Annotated in this window: 17 protein-coding genes; 6 read left to right on the top strand and 11 right to left on the bottom strand. The window is 61.3% G+C overall.

Features of this window, described 5'->3' with window-relative positions; all coding sequences use genetic code 11:
• Positions 1 to 10: 10 nt before the first annotated feature.
• The 9 genes from VG99_RS09750 to VG99_RS09710 all read right to left on the bottom strand — a co-directional run bounded on the left by VG99_RS09750 (position 11) and on the right by VG99_RS09710 (position 8,951).
• Positions 11 to 457 carry a thioesterase family protein gene (locus tag VG99_RS09750; RefSeq protein ID WP_044499627.1) on the bottom strand — a complete coding sequence of 149 codons (447 nt, stop codon included), beginning with the start codon at positions 455 to 457 and terminating at the stop codon, positions 11 to 13.
• A gap of 202 nt (positions 458 to 659) precedes the next feature.
• Positions 660 to 2,255 carry an isocitrate lyase gene (locus tag VG99_RS09745; RefSeq protein ID WP_044499626.1) on the bottom strand — a complete coding sequence of 532 codons (1,596 nt, stop codon included), beginning with the start codon at positions 2,253 to 2,255 and terminating at the stop codon, positions 660 to 662.
• Between the two features lie 456 nt (positions 2,256 to 2,711).
• Entirely contained in the window at positions 2,712 to 3,533 is an 822-nt protein-coding gene (locus VG99_RS09740) for a secretin N-terminal domain-containing protein (protein ID WP_052508768.1), read from the bottom strand.
• Between the two features lie 97 nt (positions 3,534 to 3,630).
• Positions 3,631 to 4,059 (bottom strand): GNAT family N-acetyltransferase, encoded by a 429-nt coding sequence (locus VG99_RS09735; protein ID WP_044499623.1) that lies wholly within the window; start codon positions 4,057 to 4,059, stop codon positions 3,631 to 3,633.
• Positions 4,052 to 5,227, bottom strand: a complete 1,176-nt coding sequence (locus VG99_RS09730) for a ribosomal protein uL16 3-hydroxylase (RefSeq protein WP_044499622.1) — start codon at positions 5,225 to 5,227, stop codon at positions 4,052 to 4,054. Before VG99_RS09730 ends, VG99_RS09735 begins: the two co-directional genes overlap by 8 nt.
• 79 nt (positions 5,228 to 5,306) lie before the next feature.
• A complete protein-coding gene (gene purB / locus VG99_RS09725; protein ID WP_044499620.1) occupies positions 5,307 to 6,677 on the bottom strand; it encodes an adenylosuccinate lyase in 1,371 nt (456 codons plus the stop codon).
• A 96-nt stretch (positions 6,678 to 6,773) separates the two neighbouring features.
• Complete coding sequence (hflD, locus tag VG99_RS09720) at positions 6,774 to 7,394, bottom strand: high frequency lysogenization protein HflD (RefSeq protein ID WP_044499618.1); 621 nt, start codon at positions 7,392 to 7,394, stop codon at positions 6,774 to 6,776.
• Positions 7,391 to 8,515, bottom strand: coding sequence for a tRNA 2-thiouridine(34) synthase MnmA (mnmA, locus tag VG99_RS09715; protein WP_044499617.1), 1,125 nt, complete (start codon positions 8,513 to 8,515; stop codon positions 7,391 to 7,393). The genes hflD and mnmA overlap by 4 nt, the downstream gene beginning before the upstream one ends.
• Before the next feature lies 1 nt (position 8,516).
• Positions 8,517 to 8,951, bottom strand: coding sequence for an NUDIX hydrolase (locus VG99_RS09710; protein ID WP_044499615.1), 435 nt, complete (start codon positions 8,949 to 8,951; stop codon positions 8,517 to 8,519).
• A 356-nt stretch (positions 8,952 to 9,307) separates the two neighbouring features.
• Between VG99_RS09710 and icd the strand changes: the two genes are divergently transcribed.
• A complete protein-coding gene (icd, locus tag VG99_RS09705) occupies positions 9,308 to 10,564 on the top strand; it encodes an NADP-dependent isocitrate dehydrogenase (RefSeq protein ID WP_044499614.1) in 1,257 nt (418 codons plus the stop codon).
• 100 nt (positions 10,565 to 10,664) lie between these two features.
• On the opposite strand, the gene cspD is transcribed toward icd, so the two are convergent.
• The gene (cspD, locus tag VG99_RS09700; protein ID WP_044499612.1) at positions 10,665 to 10,928 is read right to left on the bottom strand and encodes a cold shock domain-containing protein CspD; all 264 of its coding nucleotides are present in this window, start codon (positions 10,926 to 10,928) and stop codon (positions 10,665 to 10,667) included.
• 198 nt (positions 10,929 to 11,126) lie between these two features.
• Here cspD and clpS point away from each other — a divergent pair, with 198 nt between their 5' ends.
• Positions 11,127 to 11,489 (top strand): ATP-dependent Clp protease adapter ClpS, encoded by a 363-nt coding sequence (clpS, locus tag VG99_RS09695; protein WP_044499611.1) that lies wholly within the window; start codon positions 11,127 to 11,129, stop codon positions 11,487 to 11,489.
• Between the two features lie 33 nt (positions 11,490 to 11,522).
• The gene (gene clpA / locus VG99_RS09690) at positions 11,523 to 13,787 is read left to right on the top strand and encodes an ATP-dependent Clp protease ATP-binding subunit ClpA (RefSeq protein WP_044499609.1); all 2,265 of its coding nucleotides are present in this window, start codon (positions 11,523 to 11,525) and stop codon (positions 13,785 to 13,787) included.
• Between the two features lie 45 nt (positions 13,788 to 13,832).
• Here clpA and xthA read toward each other — a convergent pair whose 3' ends face one another.
• Positions 13,833 to 14,648 (bottom strand): exodeoxyribonuclease III, encoded by an 816-nt coding sequence (gene xthA, locus VG99_RS09685; RefSeq protein ID WP_044499608.1) that lies wholly within the window; start codon positions 14,646 to 14,648, stop codon positions 13,833 to 13,835.
• Positions 14,649 to 14,805: 157 nt separating this feature from the next.
• Between xthA and VG99_RS09680 the strand changes: the two genes are divergently transcribed.
• The 3 genes from VG99_RS09680 to tpx are packed head-to-tail and all read left to right on the top strand — an operon-like array spanning position 14,806 to position 20,766.
• Positions 14,806 to 16,512, top strand: a complete 1,707-nt coding sequence (locus VG99_RS09680; RefSeq protein ID WP_044499607.1) for an autotransporter assembly complex protein TamA — start codon at positions 14,806 to 14,808, stop codon at positions 16,510 to 16,512.
• Positions 16,509 to 20,234, top strand: a complete 3,726-nt coding sequence (locus VG99_RS09675; RefSeq protein WP_044499606.1) for a translocation/assembly module TamB domain-containing protein — start codon at positions 16,509 to 16,511, stop codon at positions 20,232 to 20,234. Before VG99_RS09680 ends, VG99_RS09675 begins: the two co-directional genes overlap by 4 nt.
• 31 nt (positions 20,235 to 20,265) lie before the next feature.
• Positions 20,266 to 20,766, top strand: coding sequence for a thiol peroxidase (tpx, locus tag VG99_RS09670; RefSeq protein ID WP_044499605.1), 501 nt, complete (start codon positions 20,266 to 20,268; stop codon positions 20,764 to 20,766).
• Positions 20,767 to 20,794 lie beyond the last annotated feature (28 nt).

Below are 20,794 nucleotides of genomic sequence, written 5' to 3'. Positions count from 1 at the left end.
TTACTGCGGCTCATTCTTGCGCCTGGTTCACTCCCGGAAAACGCAGCCGGAAGTCCTCTGGCATCGGTGCCACCTTGGCAGAGTGGAAGTGGTAGAAGACGAAGCCGGACTTGGCCAGGGCGACCAGGTCGCCATTGTCGGCCTTGGTAATGCGGAAGATGATATCGCCCCCGTACTTGTTCAGGTCCATCAGGCCCACTTCGAATACCAGTGTCTCGCGCGCGAAAGCTTCCTTGAGATAGGTAGTCGCCAAGTCGGTCACGATGATGCCGACGTCACTGACGCCAGCTTCCTCGATCCCGAACTGATAAAGAAAGCGCGCCCGCGCCTCCGAAATCATCGAGACCATGGAGTCGTTGGCCAGGTGCTTGCCTGAGTTGATATCAGTAATGCGGACGGTCAGCTGAGTGGTGAAGTAAAACTGATCTTCCGGAAACTCCAGATGTAAACGTGCCATTCTTTCCAACCTGTTGCTGCATGATATGCCGGTGAGGGAGTATCGCTGTCGCGGCCGGCAAGGGAGCGCGCATTGTACGCGAGTTGGCGGCCCTCGGCCTACCGATGGTCTGCTGGTGGGGGCCGCGCTGCGCTACTAAAGAAAAGGCCACCCGAAGGTGGCCTTTCGTCAAACACCCGGGCCGGGCCCGGAAGCAGTCCGATCAGAACTGGTTCATGGTGTTGTCTTTACCGCCAGCTTTCAGAGCTGCTTCACCAGCGAAGTACTCTTTATGGTTGTCACCGATGTCGGAACCAGCCATGTTCTGGTGCTTGACGCAGGCGATACCCTGGCGGATTTCCTGACGCTGAACACCTTTCACGTAGGCCAGCATGCCTTCCTTGTCGAAGTAACCTTTTGCCAGGTTGTCGGTGGACAGCGCAGCAGTGTGGTAGGTCGGCAGGGTGATCAGGTGGTGGAAGATACCCGCTTCACGGGAAGCGTCTGCCTGGAAGGTGCGGATCTTCTCATCAGCCAGCTTGGCCAGTTCGGTCTCGTCGTACTCGATGCTCATTAGGCTGGCACGATCGTAGGCGGAAACATCCTTGCCTTCGGCAACCATGGCATCAAAGACCTGCTGACGGAAGTTCAGGGTCCAGTTGAAGGACGGGCTGTTGTTGTACACCAGCTTGGCGTTCGGCACCACTTCGCGGATACGGTTGACCATCTCGGCGATCTGGCCAACGTGCGGCTTCTCGGTTTCGATCCACAGCAGGTCAGCGCCGTGCTGCAGGGAAGTGATGCAGTCCAGGACCACGCGATCAACACCGGTGTCCTTGCGGAACTGGAACAGGCCGGATGCCAGACGCTTGGGCTTGAGCAGCTTGCCGTTGGCCTTGATGACCACGTCGCCGTTCTGGATGTCGTCCGCGGACTCGATGTAATCGCCGTCCAGGAAGCTGTTGTACAGGTCGCCCAGGTCGCCCGGCTCGTTGGTCACGGCGATCTGCTTGGTCAGGCCGGCGCCCAGGGAGTCGGTACGGGCAACGATCACACCGTCGTCAACGCCGAGCTCAAGGAAGGCGTAGCGAACGGCATTGATCTTGGCCAGGAAGTCGGAGTGGGGGACAGTTACCTTGCCGTCCTGGTGACCGCACTGCTTCTCATCGGAAACCTGGTTCTCGATCTGGATGCAGCAGGCACCTGCTTCGATCATCTGCTTGGCCAGCAGGTAGGTTGCTTCAGCGTTACCGAAGCCGGCGTCGATGTCGGCGATGATCGGCACAACGTGGGTTTCGAAGTTGTCGATCTGGTTCTGGATTTCCTGGACCTTGGCGTTGTTGCCGGCGGCACGGGCGTCGTCCAGGGCAGTGAACAGCAGGTCCAGCTCGCGGGCGTCAGCCTGGCGCAGGAAGGTGTACAGCTCTTCGATCAGACCGGAAACAGCAGTCTTCTCGTGCATGGACTGGTCAGGCAGGGGGCCGAACTCGGAACGCAGGGCAGCAACCATCCAGCCGGACAGGTAGAGGTAGCGCTTGTTAGTGGTCTTCAGGTGCTTCTTGATGGAGATCAGCTTCTGCTGACCGATGAAGCCGTGCCAGCAGCCCAGCGACTGGGTGTAGGCGGAGGAGTCAGCGTCATACTCTGCCATGTCCTTGCGCATGATCGCAGCGGTGTACTTGGCGATATCCAGACCGGTTTTGAAACGGTTCTGTGCACGCATGCGTGCGACGGATTCCGGGTTGATGGCGTTCCAGCCGTTACCGGCGGTTTCTTTGAGCGCGGAAACTGCTTTGATATCGTTCTGATATGCTGACATGGTCAATCCTTCAAAGTGTGCAATGGTTCTGACGTTAGTCGACCCCGAACCCATCAGCCAGAGCTAGGCAGGGTTGCGGCACTCCGCAGTGCGTCGAAACAGTGACTGAATGAAGAATGACATGAAGAAAGAGGAGGGTACGTCACAGTGATGAGCTGGATGGCGGGCTTCGGTCAAGCGGATGCTTGAGAGCGCTCCGGCCACTCCGGGTCATGCAGGCTGCTACGTTTAAATCGCTTCCCCGTCCCTCAGGACAACTTCGTTCCAGTCGCAACCTCGTCGAACTGCCTTGTGGGCTGTTGAGACACAGATGCTTCCTTAGGTTCAGGAAGCCATCCGGAGACCCTGCAAGAGGGGCTCTGGCTAGCGGGAGCGGGGCAATAATGCGATGGGAGGAAACAGAAGTCAACGATGTTGTAGTGAAATTATCCAAACACTACAAAAACGATACAAAACTCAGGGCAGCCGTTCGACCATCAATCGCACGCTCTGCTGCTGGGCGCTACGGGTTGTGGTACGCCGCCCAATGCCGCGTTCCTGGCCGCTTCCAGCGTCATCCACACCACCGACAGTGACCCACTCGCCAAGCCGGGCGGTCACTACCGTATCGGTTCGTTGGACGTCGACGATACCGCGGCCAGCGGCGTTCATGCGGTCGTTATTGGCGCTCAGGGTAATGGTCGCAATATCACCATTGAGCCGTACCGTGGCGTAGAAACCCGAAGTGACATCATGATATTCGGTCTGGTTGATGACCTGCCCATAGACATCGGTGGTGGTGCTGGTCAGCGGCACACGCTGTCCAGTCTGGATCAGTACCGGATAGCCTTCGTTGGCGGTGATAACCCGGGTGCCGTCGGCCGCTCCCCGGGTTTCCCGGCGGATGATGCGCGCCTGATTGCTCCCCCGGGGCTGTCCCACGATGATGTCGCCGGATCCGGTCCCCAGGCGTCCATCCACGCGATAACCGGACTGGCTGCCCAGGGTGCTGCCGGAGTTGGCCACCGTGATGCGCAACTTGGCCGGTTGCCGGTCGATCTCATTCAGCAGCGCACGGATTTCCTGCAGCCGCTCCGGTTCGGCGCGAATGATCAGCTGGTTGCCGTAGGCCGACACGCGCTCATCGGCGCGCAGCATCGGCTGGATAGCGGGAATGACATCCTCGGCCATGTTGTAACCCAGGGGGATGACTTCGGTACGGGGCGCGGCGAGGAGTGAAGCAGTACCAAGCCCCAAGGCGAGACTGGTGAAAAAAACCAGCATGATGCGCAGATTCATGGTGCGTTCTCCTCGTTATCGAACCTGAGTCTAGCACTTGAATCGGCGCATCATAGGGGGCGGACACCCTAGGTCCGGGGCCTTGCGGCTGATTCCCCTAGGCTGTAGGAAGGTCCCAGCGCATGCTCTGATGGGGGATGCCGGCATCGAGGTAGACGTTCGAGCAGGGAACGAAGCCCAGCTGTCGGTAGAAGGCCAGGGCATGGGTCTGGGCCGACAGCTCCAGGCGCGTGAGCCCCTGCTGGCGGGCGTGCTCCATGACCGCCAGCATCAACTGACGACCGAGACCCTGGCCGCGCGCCTGCGGCAACAGGGCCACGCGGCCGATATGCCCGTCTGCCAGCAGCCGGGCCGTGCCTGCCGGGTGCTGATCCAGGGTTAGCAGGAAATGGGTTGCCTGCGCATCCTCGGCATCCCACTCCAACTCCGGCGGAACCTGTTGCTCGTCGATGAATACCTGTTGGCGGATAGTACGCAGGGCCTCGGTACCGACCCAATCCACTATCCGCACGTGCGTTTTATTCATCCTCATCCTCTTCCAGCAGCAGATCACCCTTGCCCAGCAACTGCTCCAGTAACAGCACGGCTTCGCCATCCGCGCGCCAGGAACCCAACTGATCCGCGTCCAGGTAGTCCTGGTTGCAGATCAACTGCACCAGGGGCAACAGCCGCGTAGGCAGCAGGCAGTGTTCGCCGCTGGCGAACAACATCAGGTACTCATTCGACTCCTGCCGCCAGGCAAGACGGGCGCTGGGATTGCGTACCAGACCGTAACCCTGGTCCAGCGCGTCATTCAACAGCGACTCGTCCAGCTCCTGGGCGGTGATCATCTCCGGGAAGCGCGGCTCGGTCATGTAGCGGCCGAACCAGGTGCCCAGGGCTTCCTTGTCCTGCACCAGTTCCAGAATCAACCGCTGCAGACGCTCGACGGTCTGGTCATCGATCTGCGCCGGATCCGCAGGCAGGCTCAAGCCCGCATCGCTGTAGCGCTGATGGTCGCCCAGGTACTGGCTGAGGAAGTCGCTGAAATGGGTCAAGATCTCGCCGTGGCTGGGTGCGCGAAAGCCGATCGAGTAGGTCATGCACGCGTCTTCGGCGATGCCATAGTGGGCCAGGCCCGGGGGCAGGTAGAGCATGTCACCCGGCGCCAGAACCCACTCATCCTGCTGTTCGAAGTCGCTCAGGATGCGCAGGTCGGGGTGCGGCAGCAACGGGCTGTCAGGGCCGCAGGGCTGGCCGACCTTCCAGCGACGATGGCCATGCCCCTGCAGCAGGAACACGTCGTAATTGTCGTAGTGCGGGCCGACACTGCCGCCCGGCGCCGCGTAACTGATCATCACATCGTCCAGACGCCAGCTCGGCAGGAAGCGGAATGCCTGCAGCAGCTCGGCTACCTCGGGGACAAACTGGTCCACCGCCTGCACCAGCAAGGTCCAGTCCCGCTCCGGCAGGGTGCGGTAATCGTCCTCGGTGAAGGGGCCATGGCGCAGCTCCCAGGGAGTGGCGCCCTGTTCCAGCACGATGCGCGACTCCACTTCCTCTTCGAGCGAGAGGCCAGCGAGCTCATCGGCGCTCAACGGGCTCTCGAACTCAGGGAAGGCCTGCTGGATCAACAGTGGCTTTTTCTGCCAGTAATCCCGGAGAAACTCTTCGGCGGACATGCCGCCAGGCAGGGTAGTGACGGAAAGGGACATGGGTGGCCTCGGGTTGCAGCAGGGAAAAGGGAATGACTGGAACGAAACAGTGCCCGGCTGGCCGGGCACTGTCGGTAGATCAGATGCGACGGGCCTGGGCCGCGGCATTACCAATGTAGCTGGCGGGCGTCAGTGCCTTGAGGTCGCGCTTGGCGGCATCGGGGATCTCCAACTGGTCTACGAACTCCTGCAACGCCTGGGGCGTGATGCCCTTGCCACGGGTCAGCTCCTTGAGCTTCTCGTAGGCCTCCGGCACGGCGTAGCGCCGCATGACGGTCTGCACGGGCTCGGCGAGCACTTCCCAGCAGTTATCCAGGTCTTCACTAATTCGTTGAATATTAAGCTCCAACTTGCTGATTCCCTTGAGAGTTGCCTCATAGGCAATCACGCTGTGAGCGAAGCCAACCCCCAGGTTTCGCAACACGGTGGAGTCGGTCAGGTCCCGCTGCCAGCGGGAGATCGGCAGCTTGCTGGCCAGGTGCTGGAGAATGGCGTTGGCGATACCCAGGTTGCCTTCGGAGTTTTCGAAGTCGATCGGGTTGACCTTGTGCGGCATGGTCGAGGAGCCAATCTCGCCAGCGATGGTCTTCTGCTTGAAGTAGCCCAGGGAGATATAACCCCAGATGTCCCGGTCGAAATCGATCAGGATGGTATTGAACCGGGCCACAGCGTCATACAGCTCGGCGATATAATCGTGCGGCTCGATCTGCGTAGTGTAGGGGTTGAAGGTCAGGCCGAGGGTCTCTTCGATGAACTGCCGGGCGTTGGCCTCCCAATCCAGCTGCGGGTAGGCCGACAGGTGGGCATTGTAGTTGCCTACCGCGCCGTTGATCTTGCCCAGCAAGGGAATATTCTCCACCTGGCTGATCTGCCGCTCGAGGCGGTAGACCACGTTGGCCAGTTCCTTGCCCAGGGTAGTCGGAGAGGCTGGCTGGCCGTGGGTGCGCGACAGCATGGGCACGTCGGCAAACATGACCGCCAGCGAGCGGATCTCATCAGCCAGGCGGCGCATCAGCGGCAGTACTACCTCGTCCCGACCACTGCGCAGCATCAAGGCGTGGGACAGGTTGTTGATGTCCTCGGAAGTGCAGGCAAAGTGGATGAATTCATTGACCTGTTGCAGCTCGGGCAGGGCCGCAACCTGCTCCTTGAGCAGATATTCCACCGCCTTGACGTCGTGATTGGTGGTCCGCTCGATTTCCTTGATGCGCTCGGCGTGGCTCAGTTGGAAGTCATCCACCAGCCGATCGAGCAGGGCGTTGGCCTGCTCGGAGAAAGGACCGATTTCCGGAATGCCGGGGTGCGCCGCCAGACATTGCAACCAACGGACCTCGACCTGCACACGGAAGCGGATCAGGCCATATTCACTGAAAATGCCGCGCAGGCTGGCGGTCTTGCTGCCGTAACGGCCATCAACGGGTGATACGGCGGTCAAGGAGGAAAGTTGCATAGGAAGTCTCGTCAAAGGCTGGCTGAAAGCCGCAAATGATACACCATCCTGAGACGCTTGGGGTCGACCTGGGGGAGGGCGGGTAACGCCGGTTCGCTACCCGTTGAGGATGGTGCGGGTCGCCTCCAGCAATTTGCGGCGCGACAGCAGCAACTGCCAGCGATGCCCACCGAGTTGGCGCCACAGGCGGGCTGAACGGATCCCCGCCAGCAACAGCGCGCGGATGCGGTTGGCAATATCAGGCTGCTGCAGATGGCGCATGTCACCGTGCACCTGGATACGCAGCCGCAGGGTGCTCAGGGTGTCCTGATAGGCACTTCCCAGGGAGGCCATGGTGTTGTCATGCAACAACCCGAAATGGCCCACCTGATGCTGCGCCTGGTCCAGGCGTTGGCCGAGCACGGCGAGCAGATCGTCACGCTTGTCCAATTGCCGTTCCAGGGTAACCAGGTTCATGGTGTAGCGCAGGGCATCGCGTTGCAGGGTCGCGGTGTCGCGTTCCAGCATGGCGTTGAGCGCTTCCAGACCGTGACGGATCTGATGGTGAGACCCGCCATAGATGCTCAAGGTGTCATCGGGCGAGCGTTCGAAGAGGCTCTGGATCAAGCAGCTTACCGGTCCTTCGCTGAACTGACCGGTCCGCGCCAGCTTGTCGACCTGCAGCGCGGCTTCGAATATCGCCCCCAGGGCCAGTACCTGCTCTTCGGCCAGCGTCATGGCGCATCCTCATAGGCCGGTACCGCCTGCTCGATAACACCACCGCCCAGGCACACGTCGTCCTGATACAGCACCACGGATTGCCCGGGGGTCACGGCGCGCTGCGGCTCGTCGAAACGGATCAGATAGCCCTCGGCGGTGCGCTCCAGCGTGCAGGCCTGGTCGGGCTGGCGATAGCGCACCTTGGCCGTCAGGCGCATGGGTTCGGCGAGCGTCAGGGGGTTGACCCAGTAGATATGGGAGCAGGCCAGCGCGCTGGAGAACAGCCAGGGATGGTTATTGCCCTGGCCGACCACCAGCACATTGCGTTCGAGATCCTTGTGCAGCACGTACCAGGGATCGTCGCTGGCCCCCTGCAGTCCGCCGATACCCAGCCCCTGCCGCTGGCCGATGGTGTGGTACATCAGGCCGTGGTGACGGCCGATGATCTGGCCCTCGGTGGTTTCGATATCCCCGGGCTGGGCGGGCAGGTACTGCTTGAGAAAGTCGGTGAAACGGCGCTCGCCGATGAAGCAGATCCCGGTAGAGTCCTTCTTGCGCGCAGTCGCCAGTTGGTACTTTTCGGCGATACGACGGACTTCCGGCTTTTCCAGTTCGCCCACCGGGAAAAGGGTGCGGGCAATCTGCTCGCCGCCCACGGCGTGCAGGAAGTAGCTCTGGTCCTTGTTCGCATCCAGGCCGCGCAGCAGTAGGGTCTGGCCGTCACGCTCGGCCCGCCGGGTGTAATGCCCGGTGGCGATCAGGTCGGCACCCAGGGCCAGGGCATATTCCAGGAACGCCTTGAACTTGATTTCACGGTTGCAGAGGATGTCGGGGTTGGGCGTGCGACCGGCCTTGTATTCCTCGAGGAAATGCTCGAACACATTGTCCCAGTATTCCGCTGCGAAGTTGGCAGTATGCAGCTTGATGCCCAGGCGATCGGACACCGCCTGGGCGTCGGCCAGATCTTCCTTGGCGGTGCAGTACTCCGTGCCGTCATCCTCGTCCCAGTTTTTCATGAACAACCCCTCGACCTGATAGCCCTGTTCCAGGAGCAGGGCGGCCGAGACGGAGGAGTCGACCCCGCCGGACATGCCGACGATGACGCGGGTCTGGCTGGGTGTTCTGGTGTGCGTGGTCATGTCAGCGAATCAGATCCAATGGATACCGTGGTTTATTCAGGTAGTCGATGATGCACTCCAACACCATGGGGCTGCGCAGCTGATCGCGCAGCGCCGTGATTTCCTCCAGCGTCAGCCAGTGGGCCCGGACGATACCCTCATCCAGTTGCACGTCAGGCTGGAGCGCCAGTGGCCGGGCGGTAAAGCAGGTGCGTTGGTAGGTTACGCCATTATCGCCGCGAAACAGATACATGCCGGTCAGGCCGGTGATCTCCACGGTCCAGGCGGTTTCTTCCAGGGTTTCGCGGTAAGCCGCCTCTATGAGACTTTCGTCTGCTTCCAAATGTCCCGCAGGCTGGTTGAATACAACGCGATTGTTGCTGACTTCCTCAACCATGAGAAAACGGCCGTTATCTTCAACGATGGTCGCGACCGTAACGTGGGGTAAAAAGCGCATGCATGACTCCCGATTCAGGGTGACAGGGTACCGTAAACCGCTCGATCGGTGAATGCCCGGGATGAAACAACGCCCCTGCAGGCTGCCAGGGGATGGCATTGGCGTTAAAAAAGGCTAGGATGCGAGGAGCGCAATCAGCGCCTGTAGTGAGGATGTAGCCTCACTACATATTTGGATTGGCCAAGCTCCGTCACACTGTATCCAGGGCTATTTGTGCGGTGAAAACAGGCCAACACAATGAAAGTGCGTGACTTTATGTAGGAAAACTACAACAATACGGCCCACCAAACCGTATTCTTCCGATTCGGACCAACCGTCCGGATCTTCACTGACAACGACACACAACGGAGTCACAAATGGGATACCAAAAGATCCAGGTGCCGGCGAGCGGCGACAAAATTACCGTTAACGCCGACTTCTCCCTGAACGTTCCTGACAACCCGATCATCCCTTACATTGAAGGTGACGGCATCGGCGTTGATATTTCCCCGGTCATGATGAAGGTAGTCGATGCAGCCGTGGAAAAAGCCTACGGTGGCAAGCGCCAGATCTCCTGGATGGAAGTTTTCGCCGGCGAGAAGGCCACCCAGGTCTATGACCAGGACACCTGGCTGCCCGAAGAGACCCTGCACGCAGTCAAGGACTACGTGGTTTCCATCAAGGGCCCCCTGACCACACCCGTAGGCGGCGGCATTCGCTCGCTGAACGTTGCCCTGCGTCAGCAGCTGGACCTGTACGTTTGCCAGCGCCCGGTTCGCTGGTTCACCGGTGTACCCAGCCCGGTCAAGAACCCCGGCGACGTGGACATGGTCATCTTCCGTGAGAACTCCGAAGACATCTATGCCGGTGTCGAGTGGAAGGCCGGTTCCCCGGAAGCCGAGAAAGTCATCAAGTTCCTCACCGAGGAAATGGGCGTCACCAAGATCCGCTTCACCGAAAACTGCGGTATCGGCGTCAAGCCGGTTTCCCAGGAAGGTACCAAGCGTCTGGTTCGCAAGGCCCTGCAGTACGCAGTGGACAATGATCGCAGCTCCGTGACTATCGTTCACAAGGGCAACATCATGAAGTTCACCGAAGGTGCCTTCAAGGAATGGGGCTACGAAGTGGCCCGTGACGAGTTCGGCGCCGAGCTGCTGGACGGCGGCCCCTGGATGCAGTTCAAGAACCCCAACACCGGCAAGAACATTGTCGTGAAGGACGCCATCGCCGACGCCATGCTGCAGCAGATCCTGCTGCGTCCGGCCGAGTATGACGTGATCGCGACCCTGAACCTGAACGGTGACTACCTGTCCGACGCGCTGGCCGCGGAAGTAGGCGGTATCGGTATCGCTCCGGGCGCCAACCTCTCCGATTCGGTTGCCATGTTCGAAGCGACCCACGGTACTGCGCCCAAGTACGCTGGCCAGGACAAGGTCAACCCCGGTTCCCTGATCCTGTCCGCAGAGATGATGCTGCGCCACATGGGCTGGGTAGAAGCGGCAGACCTGATCATCAAGGGTACCGAAGGCGCTATCGCCAACAAGACGGTTACCTATGACTTCGAGCGTCTGATGGACGGCGCAGTACTGCGCAAGTGCTCCGAGTTCGGTGATGATCTGATTGCTGCAATGTAATTTCGCAGCTATCGACACGCAGTAACAGACAAGCCGGCGAATGCCGGCTTGTCTGTATTGGAATGCCCGGTACAGCGAGGATCACGCGGGCAGGTATCAGTTAAACAAGTGTCGCCACCTCAACCGTTGCGGATTCCTCGGTCGACTTGCGGACCGGCTCTCCCACGGCCTGGATATTGACTGCATGCAGGCCCTTGGGGCCCTGGATGATGTCGAACTGTACAGGCTGGCCTGCCTTGAGCGTTCGGTACCCATCCATCTGGATAGCTGAGTAGTGGGCAAAAAGGTCTTCATTGCGTCCATTGGCTACGACGAAGCCGTAACCTTTGGCATTGTTGAACCATTTGACCTTACCAATCTCCATACTGCATTCCTCTGCTGTTCCCATACTGGGTGGTGAATCCCGCTATGACCTCACTGGCACGAAATGTCGAAAATGACGTATTGCGTATCAGCTTGTTACACTTATTAACATTGAATCGGGATTAGTCAAGATGAGGACTGGCAAGCTGTGTACCAGTGCACATTTTGGCTGTAGCCTGACAGTCACAGTGATTAGAAGATATTTGCCGAGATGGAAATTTTACTAACGTTCATGCAAGGGCCGGGTCAACCGGAGCACGAGGAAGATGATGGCCTGGCGGTGCAGACCGGAAAGCCCGAACTGCAACCTCCAGCCCGTTATCAGGTCATTATGCTCAACGATGATTACACGCCGATGGACTTCGTCGTCGAGGTGCTGGAGGTCTTCTTCATGCTGAATCGGGAAAAGGCTACACAGATCATGCTTAGGGTCCATACTGAGGGCAGAGCTGTCTGCGGAGTCTATTCTCGAGATGTAGCCGAGACCAAGGCAGCTCAGGTAAATGAATATGCCAGGGAATGCCAGCACCCATTGATGTGTCAGATAGAACGCGAAGCGTAATAAAGCGACCGAAGTCGCAGACGAGGGGGCAGTATGCTTAATCGAGATCTGGAGATCACCCTGAACCTGGCGTTCAAGGATGCCCGTAGCAAACGCCATGAATTCATGACTGTCGAGCATCTGCTGCTGGCCTTGCTCGACAACCAGGCCGCAGTAGCCGTGTTGCGCGCCTGCGGCGCGGACCTGGAGCGGTTGCGTCGGGAACTCACCGAGTTCATCGACTCCACCACGCCCTTGATCCCGGTCCAGGACAGCGAACGGGAAACCCAGCCCACGCTCGGCTTCCAGCGCGTCCTGCAACGGGCGGTGTTCCACGTACAGAGCTCAGGCAAGGGCGAGGTCAATGGTGCCAACGTGTTGGCGGCCATTTTCAGCGAGCAGGAAAGCCAGGCGGTTTTCTTCCTCAAGCAACAGCACATTGCCCGTATCGATATCGTCAATTTCATTTCCCACGGTATCTCCAAGGTGCCCGATGACAATGAGAGCCAGGCGGAGCAGGAGAATCTGGACGAGGAGGGCGGCGAGGCAGTGGCTGCCAACAACCCGCTGGAGTCCTATGCCAGCAATCTGAACGAGCAGGCCCGCCTGGGTCGTATCGATCCCTTGGTCGGTCGCGCGGCAGAGGTCGAGCGGGTCGCGCAGATCCTGGTACGGCGACGCAAGAACAACCCGCTGCTGGTCGGCGAGGCCGGTGTGGGCAAGACGGCCATTGCCGAAGGCCTGGCCAAGCGCATCGTCGATGGCGAGGTACCGGATATCCTGACCGAGGCGGTGGTGTACTCACTGGATCTCGGTGCGCTGCTGGCCGGGACCAAGTACCGCGGCGATTTCGAGAAGCGCTTCAAGGCGCTGCTCAAGGCGCTGAAGAAGCGCCCCCAGGCCATCCTGTTCATCGATGAGATCCACACCATCATCGGTGCGGGCGCTGCCTCCGGCGGCGTCATGGACGCGTCCAACCTCCTCAAGCCGCTGCTGTCCTCCGGGGAGATCCGGTGCATCGGCTCGACCACCTTCCAGGAGTTCCGCGGCATCTTCGAGAAGGACCGGGCCTTGGCTCGGCGCTTCCAGAAGGTGGATGTGGTTGAGCCTTCGGTCAGCGACACCATCCAGATCCTCAAGGGCCTGCGCAGTCGCTTCGAGGATCACCACGGGATCCGCTACACCGACGACTCGCTGAAAGCTGCGGCGGAACTGGCGGATCGTTATATCAACGACCGGCATATGCCCGACAAGGCCATCGACGTGATTGACGAGGCGGGCGCCTACCAGCGGTTGAAGCCGCAGGAGGAGCGGCCCGAGTGTATCGATGTGGCGGAGGTCGAAGCCATCGTTGCCAAGATCGCCCGCATTCCACCGAAGCATGTCTCCACCAGCGACAAGGAGCTGCTGAAGAACCTGGAGCGTGACCTGAAGCTGGTGGTGTTCGGCCAGGACCAGGCGATCGACGCCCTCAGCACCGCGATCAAGCTGTCTCGCGCCGGCCTGAAATCAGCCGACAAGCCGGTGGGCTCCTTCCTGTTCGCTGGCCCCACCGGGGTGGGCAAGACCGAGGTCACCCGCCAGTTGGCCAAGAGCCTGGGCGTGGAACTGCTGCGGTTCGATATGTCCGAATACATGGAGCGCCATACCGTGTCGCGGCTGATCGGGGCACCGCCCGGTTACGTGGGCTTTGACCAGGGCGGCCTGCTCACCGAGGCCATCAACAAGACGCCCCATTGCGTCCTGCTGCTGGACGAGATCGAGAAGGCGCATCCGGAAGTCTTCAACCTGCTGCTGCAGGTAATGGACCACGGTACCCTGACCGACAACAACGGTCGCAAGGCGGATTTCCGGAACGTGATCATCGTGTTGACCACCAACGCCGGGGCGGAATCCATGGCCCGGTCGTCGATCGGTTTCACCACCCAGGATCACACCACCGATGCGATGGAGGTGATCAAGAAGACCTTCACGCCGGAGTTCCGCAACCGTCTGGATGCCATCATCCAGTTTGGCCAGCTCAGTCACGACAGCGTCAAGTTCGTGGTCGACAAGTTCCTCACCGAGCTGCAGGCGCAGCTGGAGGACAAGCATGTGCTGCTGGACGTGGACGAGGATGCGCGCAACTGGCTGGTGGAGCATGGTTATGATCCGCTGATGGGGGCCCGTCCGATGGCCCGCCTGATCCAGGACCGGATCAAGCGGCCGCTGGCCGAGCAGATCCTGTTCGGGGATCTGGCCGAGCACGGCGGTACCGTCCATGTCACCTTGCGTGACGGTGAACTGGTACTGGATGTACCGGAAGAGGAAATGGCCTGACAGGGTAGGCGACGGTACCGATAGCGGCACCGTCGCCTGCACGCTTCAGAGCTTGAAACTGGCCCAGACCGGCGCGTGGTCCGAGGGCTTTTCCATGCCACGGATCTCGTAGTCGATGCCAGTGTCGACGCACTGGTCGATCAGGCCGCGACTGGCCATGACCAGGTCGATACGCAGGCCGCGCTTGGGGTCATCCTCGAATCCCCGGCTGCGGTAATCAAACCAGCTGAAACGATCATCCACATCGGGGTGCATATGCCGGAAGGTATCGATCAGCCCCCAATCCTTGAGCCGCTGCAGCCACTCCCGCTCTTCTGGCAGGAAACTGCATTTGCCGGTGCGCAGCCAGCGCTTGGCATTGGCCTCGCCAATTCCGATATCACAGTCCTCTGGCGAAATGTTCAGATCCCCCATCACCACTATCCGCTGATCGGTCGAAAACTCCTGTTCGAGATGACGCTGGAGATCGGCATAGAACCGGGTCTTGGCCGGAAACTTGATCGGGTGGGCGCGGCTTTCACCTTGGGGAAAATACCCATTGAAGACCACCAGCGGCGTGCCATCGGAGCAGGGAACTGCGGCGCTGATCATGCGGCATTGCGCCTCCTCGTTGTCGCTGGGAAAACCCTTGCGTACCCAGATCGGCTCTTCACGGGTGAGCAATGCCACGCCGTAGTGGCCTTTCTGTCCATGAAAATGCACGTGATAACCCAGCGCCTGGACCGACTCCAGGGGGAAGGCGGGATCGTCCACCTTGGTTTCCTGAAGGCCGATGACATCGGGTGCGTGCTTGTCGACCAGCGCTTGCAATTGGTGGGGACGGGCACGCAAGCCGTTGATATTGAACGATACAACTTTCATCAGAGTTCCTATCCTGAACAAACGGAATAAGCCGCAATGCATATCGGCCTGGATCGCTGGGCATGTTAGCATTCCCAGGCGGTACATGGCCGTAACAACCCTTCCGGCAGGTTGAGAAGCGCTGAACCACGATGCCATTTTGAAGCTGGAACTGAATATGGTCCGTTTTGTATTACTGCTGGCACTGCTGCTTCTCGGTTCCGCCGCCCGTGGGGAGCTGAAGGTGCAGGTCGAACCGCGCAACGATGCTGCGCGCAACAACATCGAAGCCTTCATCGGGCCGGTGACAGCCCCCAGCCGGGAGGCCATGTGGCGCCTGGCCCGATCGAGCAGGGAGCAGGCTATCAGCGCACTGCAGGCGCTGGGCTATTACCATCCCCAGGTGCGTCCCCGGGTGATTGGCGATGACACCGACCCGGTCCTGCTGCTGGAGGTGACTCTCGGTGAGCCGGTGCTGCTCGACGACGTTGTTCTTGAAGTGAGCGGGGCGGGACAGGGTACCGAGTATTTCAGCTTCCCCCCGAGCCGGCACATGATGCCGGGTGCCCAACTGCACCATGGTCATTACGAGGACACCAAGAGCCTGCTGCAGAACCAGGCGCTGCAATATGGTTACTTTTCCGCCGAGTTTCTCGAGAACCGCCTGTTGATTGACGTGGAGGAGAACCTGGCGGATGTCGTCCTGCGCTACGACACCGGGGAGCGATACCGCTTGGGCGAGGTGAGCTTTTCCGAAACGCCCTTTGACCTCGATCTGTTGCAGCGCATGGTGCCCTTTCGCAACGGGGTGCCCTACGAGGCGGACCTGCTCGCCGAATTCAACCGGGAGCTGCTTGCCAGCGGCTACTTCGAGGCCGTCCAGGTGACCGCGCCGGCTGACCTGGCGGTGGATGGTGAAATCCCCGTGCAGGCTGACCTGAAGGCGCGCAAACCTCACTCCCTGGGTTTTGGCGGCGGCTTCTCCACCGACGTGGGCCCCCGCGTCAAGGCGGACTGGACCCAGCATTGGCTCAATTCCCGCGGCCACAGTCGCGGTGCCGAGCTGGAACTGGCCGCGCCACGCCAGAAGATCACCTCCTGGTACCAGATCCCGCTGACGCCGCCGCAATCCAGCCACCTACGCTTCTTTTCCGGATGGCAGCGCGAGGATATCGACGACGTCGAAAGCCAGAGCATGGTGCTGGGTGGCCTGCTGCAGCGGCGCCTGAACAATGGCTGGAACCGCAGCATTGGCCTGCGCCTGGAGCAGGAGCGTTACTCCCTGGGGGACGACTCCGGACGCAGTACCCTGCTGATCCCCAGCCTGGGCTTTCAACGCACCGTCAGTGACAACAGCATGGACCCGAGCCGCGGCCATAGCCTGATGATGGACCTGCAAGGAGCCAAGGCCGGCGTGCTGTCGGATATCGACTTCGTGCGCCTGAACCTCGCCGCCAAGGGCCTCTATACCCTGTGGGACAATCACCGTTTCCTCGCGCGGGCCCAGCTTGGCGGCATCGCCAGCGACGGCTTCGCCAGTGTGCCGCCGTCGCTGCGGTTCTTTGCCGGGGGTGACCAGAGTGTCCGGGGCTACGATTACCGCACCCTGGCACCTACCGATGAAACCGGTGAGCGCATCGGTGGCCGGTATCTGCTGGCGACGAGTGCCGAATACCAGTACGAATTCAAGCCGAAATGGCGGGCCGCGGTCTTCGTCGATCACGGTAATGCCGTGGACACCTGGGACGATCCGATGAAGACCAGTACCGGTGTGGGTATCCGCTGGGTATCACCGGTCGGGCCCATCCGCCTGGACCTTGCCAGATCGGTCAGCGATCCGGATGAGGGCTTCCGTATTCACTTCTCCATGGGAGCCGAACTGTGACCGGGTTCCTGCTCAAGGCGCTGTTGCGCGGGTTGATCATTCTGCTGGTTGTACCGTTGTTGCTGGTGGTGATCCTGTTGGCGGCACTGTCCAGCGAAGGGGCGAACCGCTGGCTATTCAGTAAGCTGCCAGGCATGGAGCCGCGCCTGGAGCTGCAGTTTGAAAGCGGCCAGCTATGGCGCGGCTGGCGTTTCTCCCAGATGGTGTGGCGCGACAGCGACAGTGGCATGGAGCTGACCATTGACGATCTGGAGCTGTCCTGGTCGCTGGGCTGCCTGCGCGGCAAGCGCCTGTGTATCGACCTGCTGGCGGCGGAACGCATCGACGTGCGCACCACGCCTACCGATACGCCAGAGGAGCCCCGCCAGGATATTACCCTGCCGGATATCCACCTGCCGCTGGGCGTGCGCCTGCAGGAGGCGCGCATTGGCGAAATATGGCTCAACAGCGACGAAGCATTGCTTACCGATATCACCTTGCAGGCCCAGGCCAGTGGCGACCGGGTGCATATCACTCACTTCCGTGGCCAGGGCCCCGACCTGAGTTGGGATGTGGAAGGTGACCTGCGCATGAGCGGCGAGTGGCCGCTGCGGGTGACCGCCGACCTGACCCTGCCGCCCATGGACGCGCAGCCCTGGCAGGTCCAGGCCCGGCTCGACGGCAGTCTGACGCAATTGCAATTGGACGCCCGCAGCAGCGGCTATCTGCCAGGGCGTCTGACCGCCGCGGTGCAACCACTGCAGGCCGAGCTGCCCTTGACCGCCCAGTGGCAAGGGGAGGCATTCCTGGCCCTGCAGTCGCTGCCGCCTTCGCTGACCCTGAACGACCTGATACTGAACCTGGCCGGGGACCTGGAGCAGGGCATAAACCTGCGGGCCACCGGTCATCTGCCGGGCGAAGGGGGCAGGGTTGACCTGACGCTGGGCGGGCTGGTCATGACCACCGGCGTGTCCGGCTTGAACCTGCGGCTGGCAGTGGCCGAGCAGCCGGAACGGGCGCTCGCCCTTACCGGTGAGGCGGCCTGGGGGGAGCAGCTCAGCGCCGATGCCCAAGTCGCCATGGAGGCGTTCCCCTGGCAGTGGCTGTATCCCCAGGACATCGGCGACCTGGAAATACACCGCCTGAACCTGGAGGCCAGCCTGCGGGATACCGCTTTCACTGCCGGGTTGAAAGCCCGCCTGGGCGGCGTACGGGATCAGGAGGCCGACCTCGAACTGACGCTGGCCGGCACGCCGGAACGGATCAATATTGCGCCCCTGTCATTGACCACCGATCGTGGCAGCCTCAGTGGCGAAGCGGTACTCGAGCTGCTCGGCGGTATTGCCTGGGATGTGGAGTTGCTGCTCGACGAGCTGAATCCCCAGTTGTTCGTCGCCGAATTGCCCGGCTCGCTGAGTGGGCCGGTCACCAGTTCCGGCAGTATGGTTGATGAGCAACTGCAGTTGCAGGCCGACTGGGCACTGGCAGGCACGCTCCGCAGCCAGCCCCTGGAGCTTTCCGGCGCCCTCGCCAATACGGCCGACACCTGGCAGGTCAGCGATCTGCTGCTGCGCCAGGGTGACAACCGTATCAGCGGGGCAGGCCAATGGGGACAGACCGTCACCGGCCGCTTCGATATCAATCTGGTGCGGATGGCGACGCTATGGCCGGGGCTATCCGGTAGCCTGGTCGGCGATGCCAGGGCCAGCGGGTCGGCCAGCGCCCCGACAGTCAGCGTCGCGTTGCAGGGCGAGCGGGTGGGCTTTGCCGAATTTGGCCTGGCGGCGCTGACCGCAGAGGGGCGGGTGACCCTCAGCGACCAACTGCCCGGCACTCTGAACCTGACGGCCACGCGCATGCGCAACGGCGATACGCGACTGGGGGACCTCAGCCTGGTATTCGACGGCAACCGCGCCGCGCACCATCTGGCGTTGGATCTGCAGGGTGGCGTCGTCGAACTGGATACCCGGCTGACCGGCAGTCTGAACGAGGAGCGCTGGCGGGGCCAGTTGCGCGCAGGAACCCTTGCCGCCGAAGAAATGGTCTGGCAACTGAACGACGCCGCGGCCCTCAGTTATCGGCTGGCCAACGGTGAGTTGCGCTTGGGCGCCCACTGCTGGAGCCATTTGCAAAGCCAGCTGTGTTTCAACGGCGAGCAGCGGCTGATGCCCGACCGGCAGATCGACGTCCGCCTGGCGGACTTCCCGCTGGCGTCGTTGCAGGAGTGGCTGCCGGAAGACCTCATCTGGGATGCAACCCTCGATGCCGAAGCGCAGTTCCGCCAGGCGGTGGACGCAGAGCCGCGGGCCAATGTACTGGTCAGCAGCCGCAACGGGGAGCTGCGGGTGAGTAACCCGGACCAGCAATTGACCTTCCCGTATGAAACCCTCGAGTTCACCACCCAGCTCGACCCCGATCGCGCCCGCAGCCAGTTGCAGTTGATCAGCGAAGGACTCGGCAATTTGGAGGTGCTGGCGAACATTACCGATCCAGGGGGCGCCCAACAGCTGGATGGTCGCTTTGAGTTGCGCGATGTGCAGCTGGATATCCTGCGGCCATTCCTGCCCCAGGTCGATACCCTCAACGGTGACCTGGTGGGCTTGGGCACGCTGGCCGGCACCCTCACCGAGCCCCTGGTCCAGGGGGATATTCACCTCAGCGATGCGCAGATCAGCGGCCCGGAGCTGCCGGTCAGTTTCGAGCAATTGCAACTGCGGGTGGGTATCACCGGCCAGCAGGCGGAGCTCGACGGTCAATGGATCAGCGGTGAAGGGCAGGGCCGGATTGGCGGTACCGCGGCCTGGGCACCGGCGCTCGCGGTAGATATCAGCCTCACTGGCAGTGACCTGCCGGTGAGGGTCGACCCCTACGCCGATTTGCTGGCCAGCCCCGATCTGCACATTGGCCTGGCGGACAACAATCTGGCCATCACCGGTACCATCGCCATCCCTGAAGGGGATATCACCGTGCGGGAGCTGCCGCCGGCGGCCGTGCGGGTGTCGGCGGACGCGGAAATCATCGGTGCTACCGAAGAAATGGAGGAATCGCTGCCGCTGGGGATCACCATGGGCATCCAGCTGGCGATCGGCGATCAGTTGAATTTCAGCGGCTTCGGACTGACCGGGCGGCTCAGCGGCCAGCTGCATGTGCGGGAAAACATGACCGCAGCCGGCAACCTGAACATTCTTGATGGCCGCTTCCGCGGCTACGGTCAACGGTTGGAACTACGCCGCGCGCAGATCCTGTTCGCCGGCCCGGTGAGCAAGCCTTACCTGGATATCGAGGCGATCCGCCGAGTGGATGATGTCATCGCCGGACTGCGGCTGACCGGGCCGGCTGACGCGCCGATTTCGGAAGTGTTTTCCGAGCCGACCATGGCCCAGGAGCAGGCCCTGGCCTACCTGATTCTCGGCCGTCCGCTGGGCGCCGACACGGGCGACAGCAACCTGCTGGGCCAGGCGGCCCTGGCCTTGGGAATGGCCGGCAGCACGCCATTGGCCAAGAACATTGCCGGCTCGCTGGGCATCGACGACTTCCAGCTGGATACCGAAGGCAGCGGCCTGACCACCAGTGTGGTCGCCACCGGTTATCTCACCGAGCGCCTGAGTCTGCGCTATGGTGTAGGGGTATTTGAACAGGCAAACCGCTTGGCTGTGCGCTACGACCTGACCAAACGCCTGTATCTGGAAGCGGTGGGCGGCCTGGCCAGCTCCCTGGATTTTTTCTACCGCATCGATTTCTGATGCATCACCTGCGAGACTGAAGGAGTTTCAAATGTCGAATGTTACATTGCATGGCAACCCCGTTACCCTTGGCGGCCAATTCCCGTCCGCCGGCGACAATGCTCCGGCATTCAGCCTGGTCGGTCTGGACCTGAACGATGTGGACCTGTCTTCGTTCGCCGGCAAGCGCAAGATTCTGAACATCTTCCCCAGCGTTGACACCCCGACCTGTGCGACCTCCGTGCGCACCTTCAACAGCAAGGCCGGCAGCCTGCCCAACACCGTGGTGCTGTGCATTTCGGCGGACCTGCCGTTTGCCCAGAAACGCTTCTGCGCCGCCGAAGGCCTGGACAACGTGGTCAACCTGTCCACCCTGCGGGGCGGCGAGTTCATCCGCAACTACGGTGTAGCCATCGAAGACGGCCCCATGGCCGGTCTGGCTGCCCGCGCCGTGGTGGTGCTGGATGAAAACGACAAGGTGCTGTACAGCGAACTGGTATCGGAGATCGGCAACGAGCCGGACTACGAAAAGGCCCTCGCCGCACTGGCCTGAGCCGACTGGACGCCGCGCTGACCGGCCT

Source organism: Pseudomonas saudimassiliensis (assembly GCF_000939975.1).
Taxonomy (GTDB): domain Bacteria; phylum Pseudomonadota; class Gammaproteobacteria; order Pseudomonadales; family Pseudomonadaceae; genus Halopseudomonas; species Halopseudomonas saudimassiliensis.
Note: the sequence above shows the minus strand (reverse complement) of the source record. Positions and strands in the feature narration are given on the sequence as shown.

Bases quoted from the DNA above. Each gene is read 5' to 3' on its own strand.
- VG99_RS09750 (WP_044499627.1), bottom strand. From the start codon at position 457: ATGGCACGTTTACATCTGGAGTTTCCGGAAGATCAGTTTTACTTCACC.
- VG99_RS09745 (WP_044499626.1), bottom strand. From the start codon at position 2,255: ATGTCAGCATATCAGAACGATATCAAAGCAGTTTCCGCGCTCAAAGAA.
- VG99_RS09740 (WP_052508768.1), bottom strand. From the start codon at position 3,533: ATGAATCTGCGCATCATGCTGGTTTTTTTCACCAGTCTCGCCTTGGGG.
- VG99_RS09735 (WP_044499623.1), bottom strand. From the start codon at position 4,059: ATGAATAAAACGCACGTGCGGATAGTGGATTGGGTCGGTACCGAGGCC.
- VG99_RS09730 (WP_044499622.1), bottom strand. From the start codon at position 5,227: ATGTCCCTTTCCGTCACTACCCTGCCTGGCGGCATGTCCGCCGAAGAG.
- purB (WP_044499620.1), bottom strand. From the start codon at position 6,677: ATGCAACTTTCCTCCTTGACCGCCGTATCACCCGTTGATGGCCGTTAC.
- hflD (WP_044499618.1), bottom strand. From the start codon at position 7,394: ATGACGCTGGCCGAAGAGCAGGTACTGGCCCTGGGGGCGATATTCGAA.
- mnmA (WP_044499617.1), bottom strand. From the start codon at position 8,515: ATGACCACGCACACCAGAACACCCAGCCAGACCCGCGTCATCGTCGGC.
- VG99_RS09710 (WP_044499615.1), bottom strand. From the start codon at position 8,951: ATGCGCTTTTTACCCCACGTTACGGTCGCGACCATCGTTGAAGATAAC.
- icd (WP_044499614.1), top strand. From the start codon at position 9,308: ATGGGATACCAAAAGATCCAGGTGCCGGCGAGCGGCGACAAAATTACC.
- cspD (WP_044499612.1), bottom strand. From the start codon at position 10,928: ATGGAGATTGGTAAGGTCAAATGGTTCAACAATGCCAAAGGTTACGGC.
- clpA (WP_044499609.1), top strand. From the start codon at position 11,523: ATGCTTAATCGAGATCTGGAGATCACCCTGAACCTGGCGTTCAAGGAT.
- xthA (WP_044499608.1), bottom strand. From the start codon at position 14,648: ATGAAAGTTGTATCGTTCAATATCAACGGCTTGCGTGCCCGTCCCCAC.
- VG99_RS09680 (WP_044499607.1), top strand. From the start codon at position 14,806: ATGGTCCGTTTTGTATTACTGCTGGCACTGCTGCTTCTCGGTTCCGCC.
- tpx (WP_044499605.1), top strand. From the start codon at position 20,266: ATGTCGAATGTTACATTGCATGGCAACCCCGTTACCCTTGGCGGCCAA.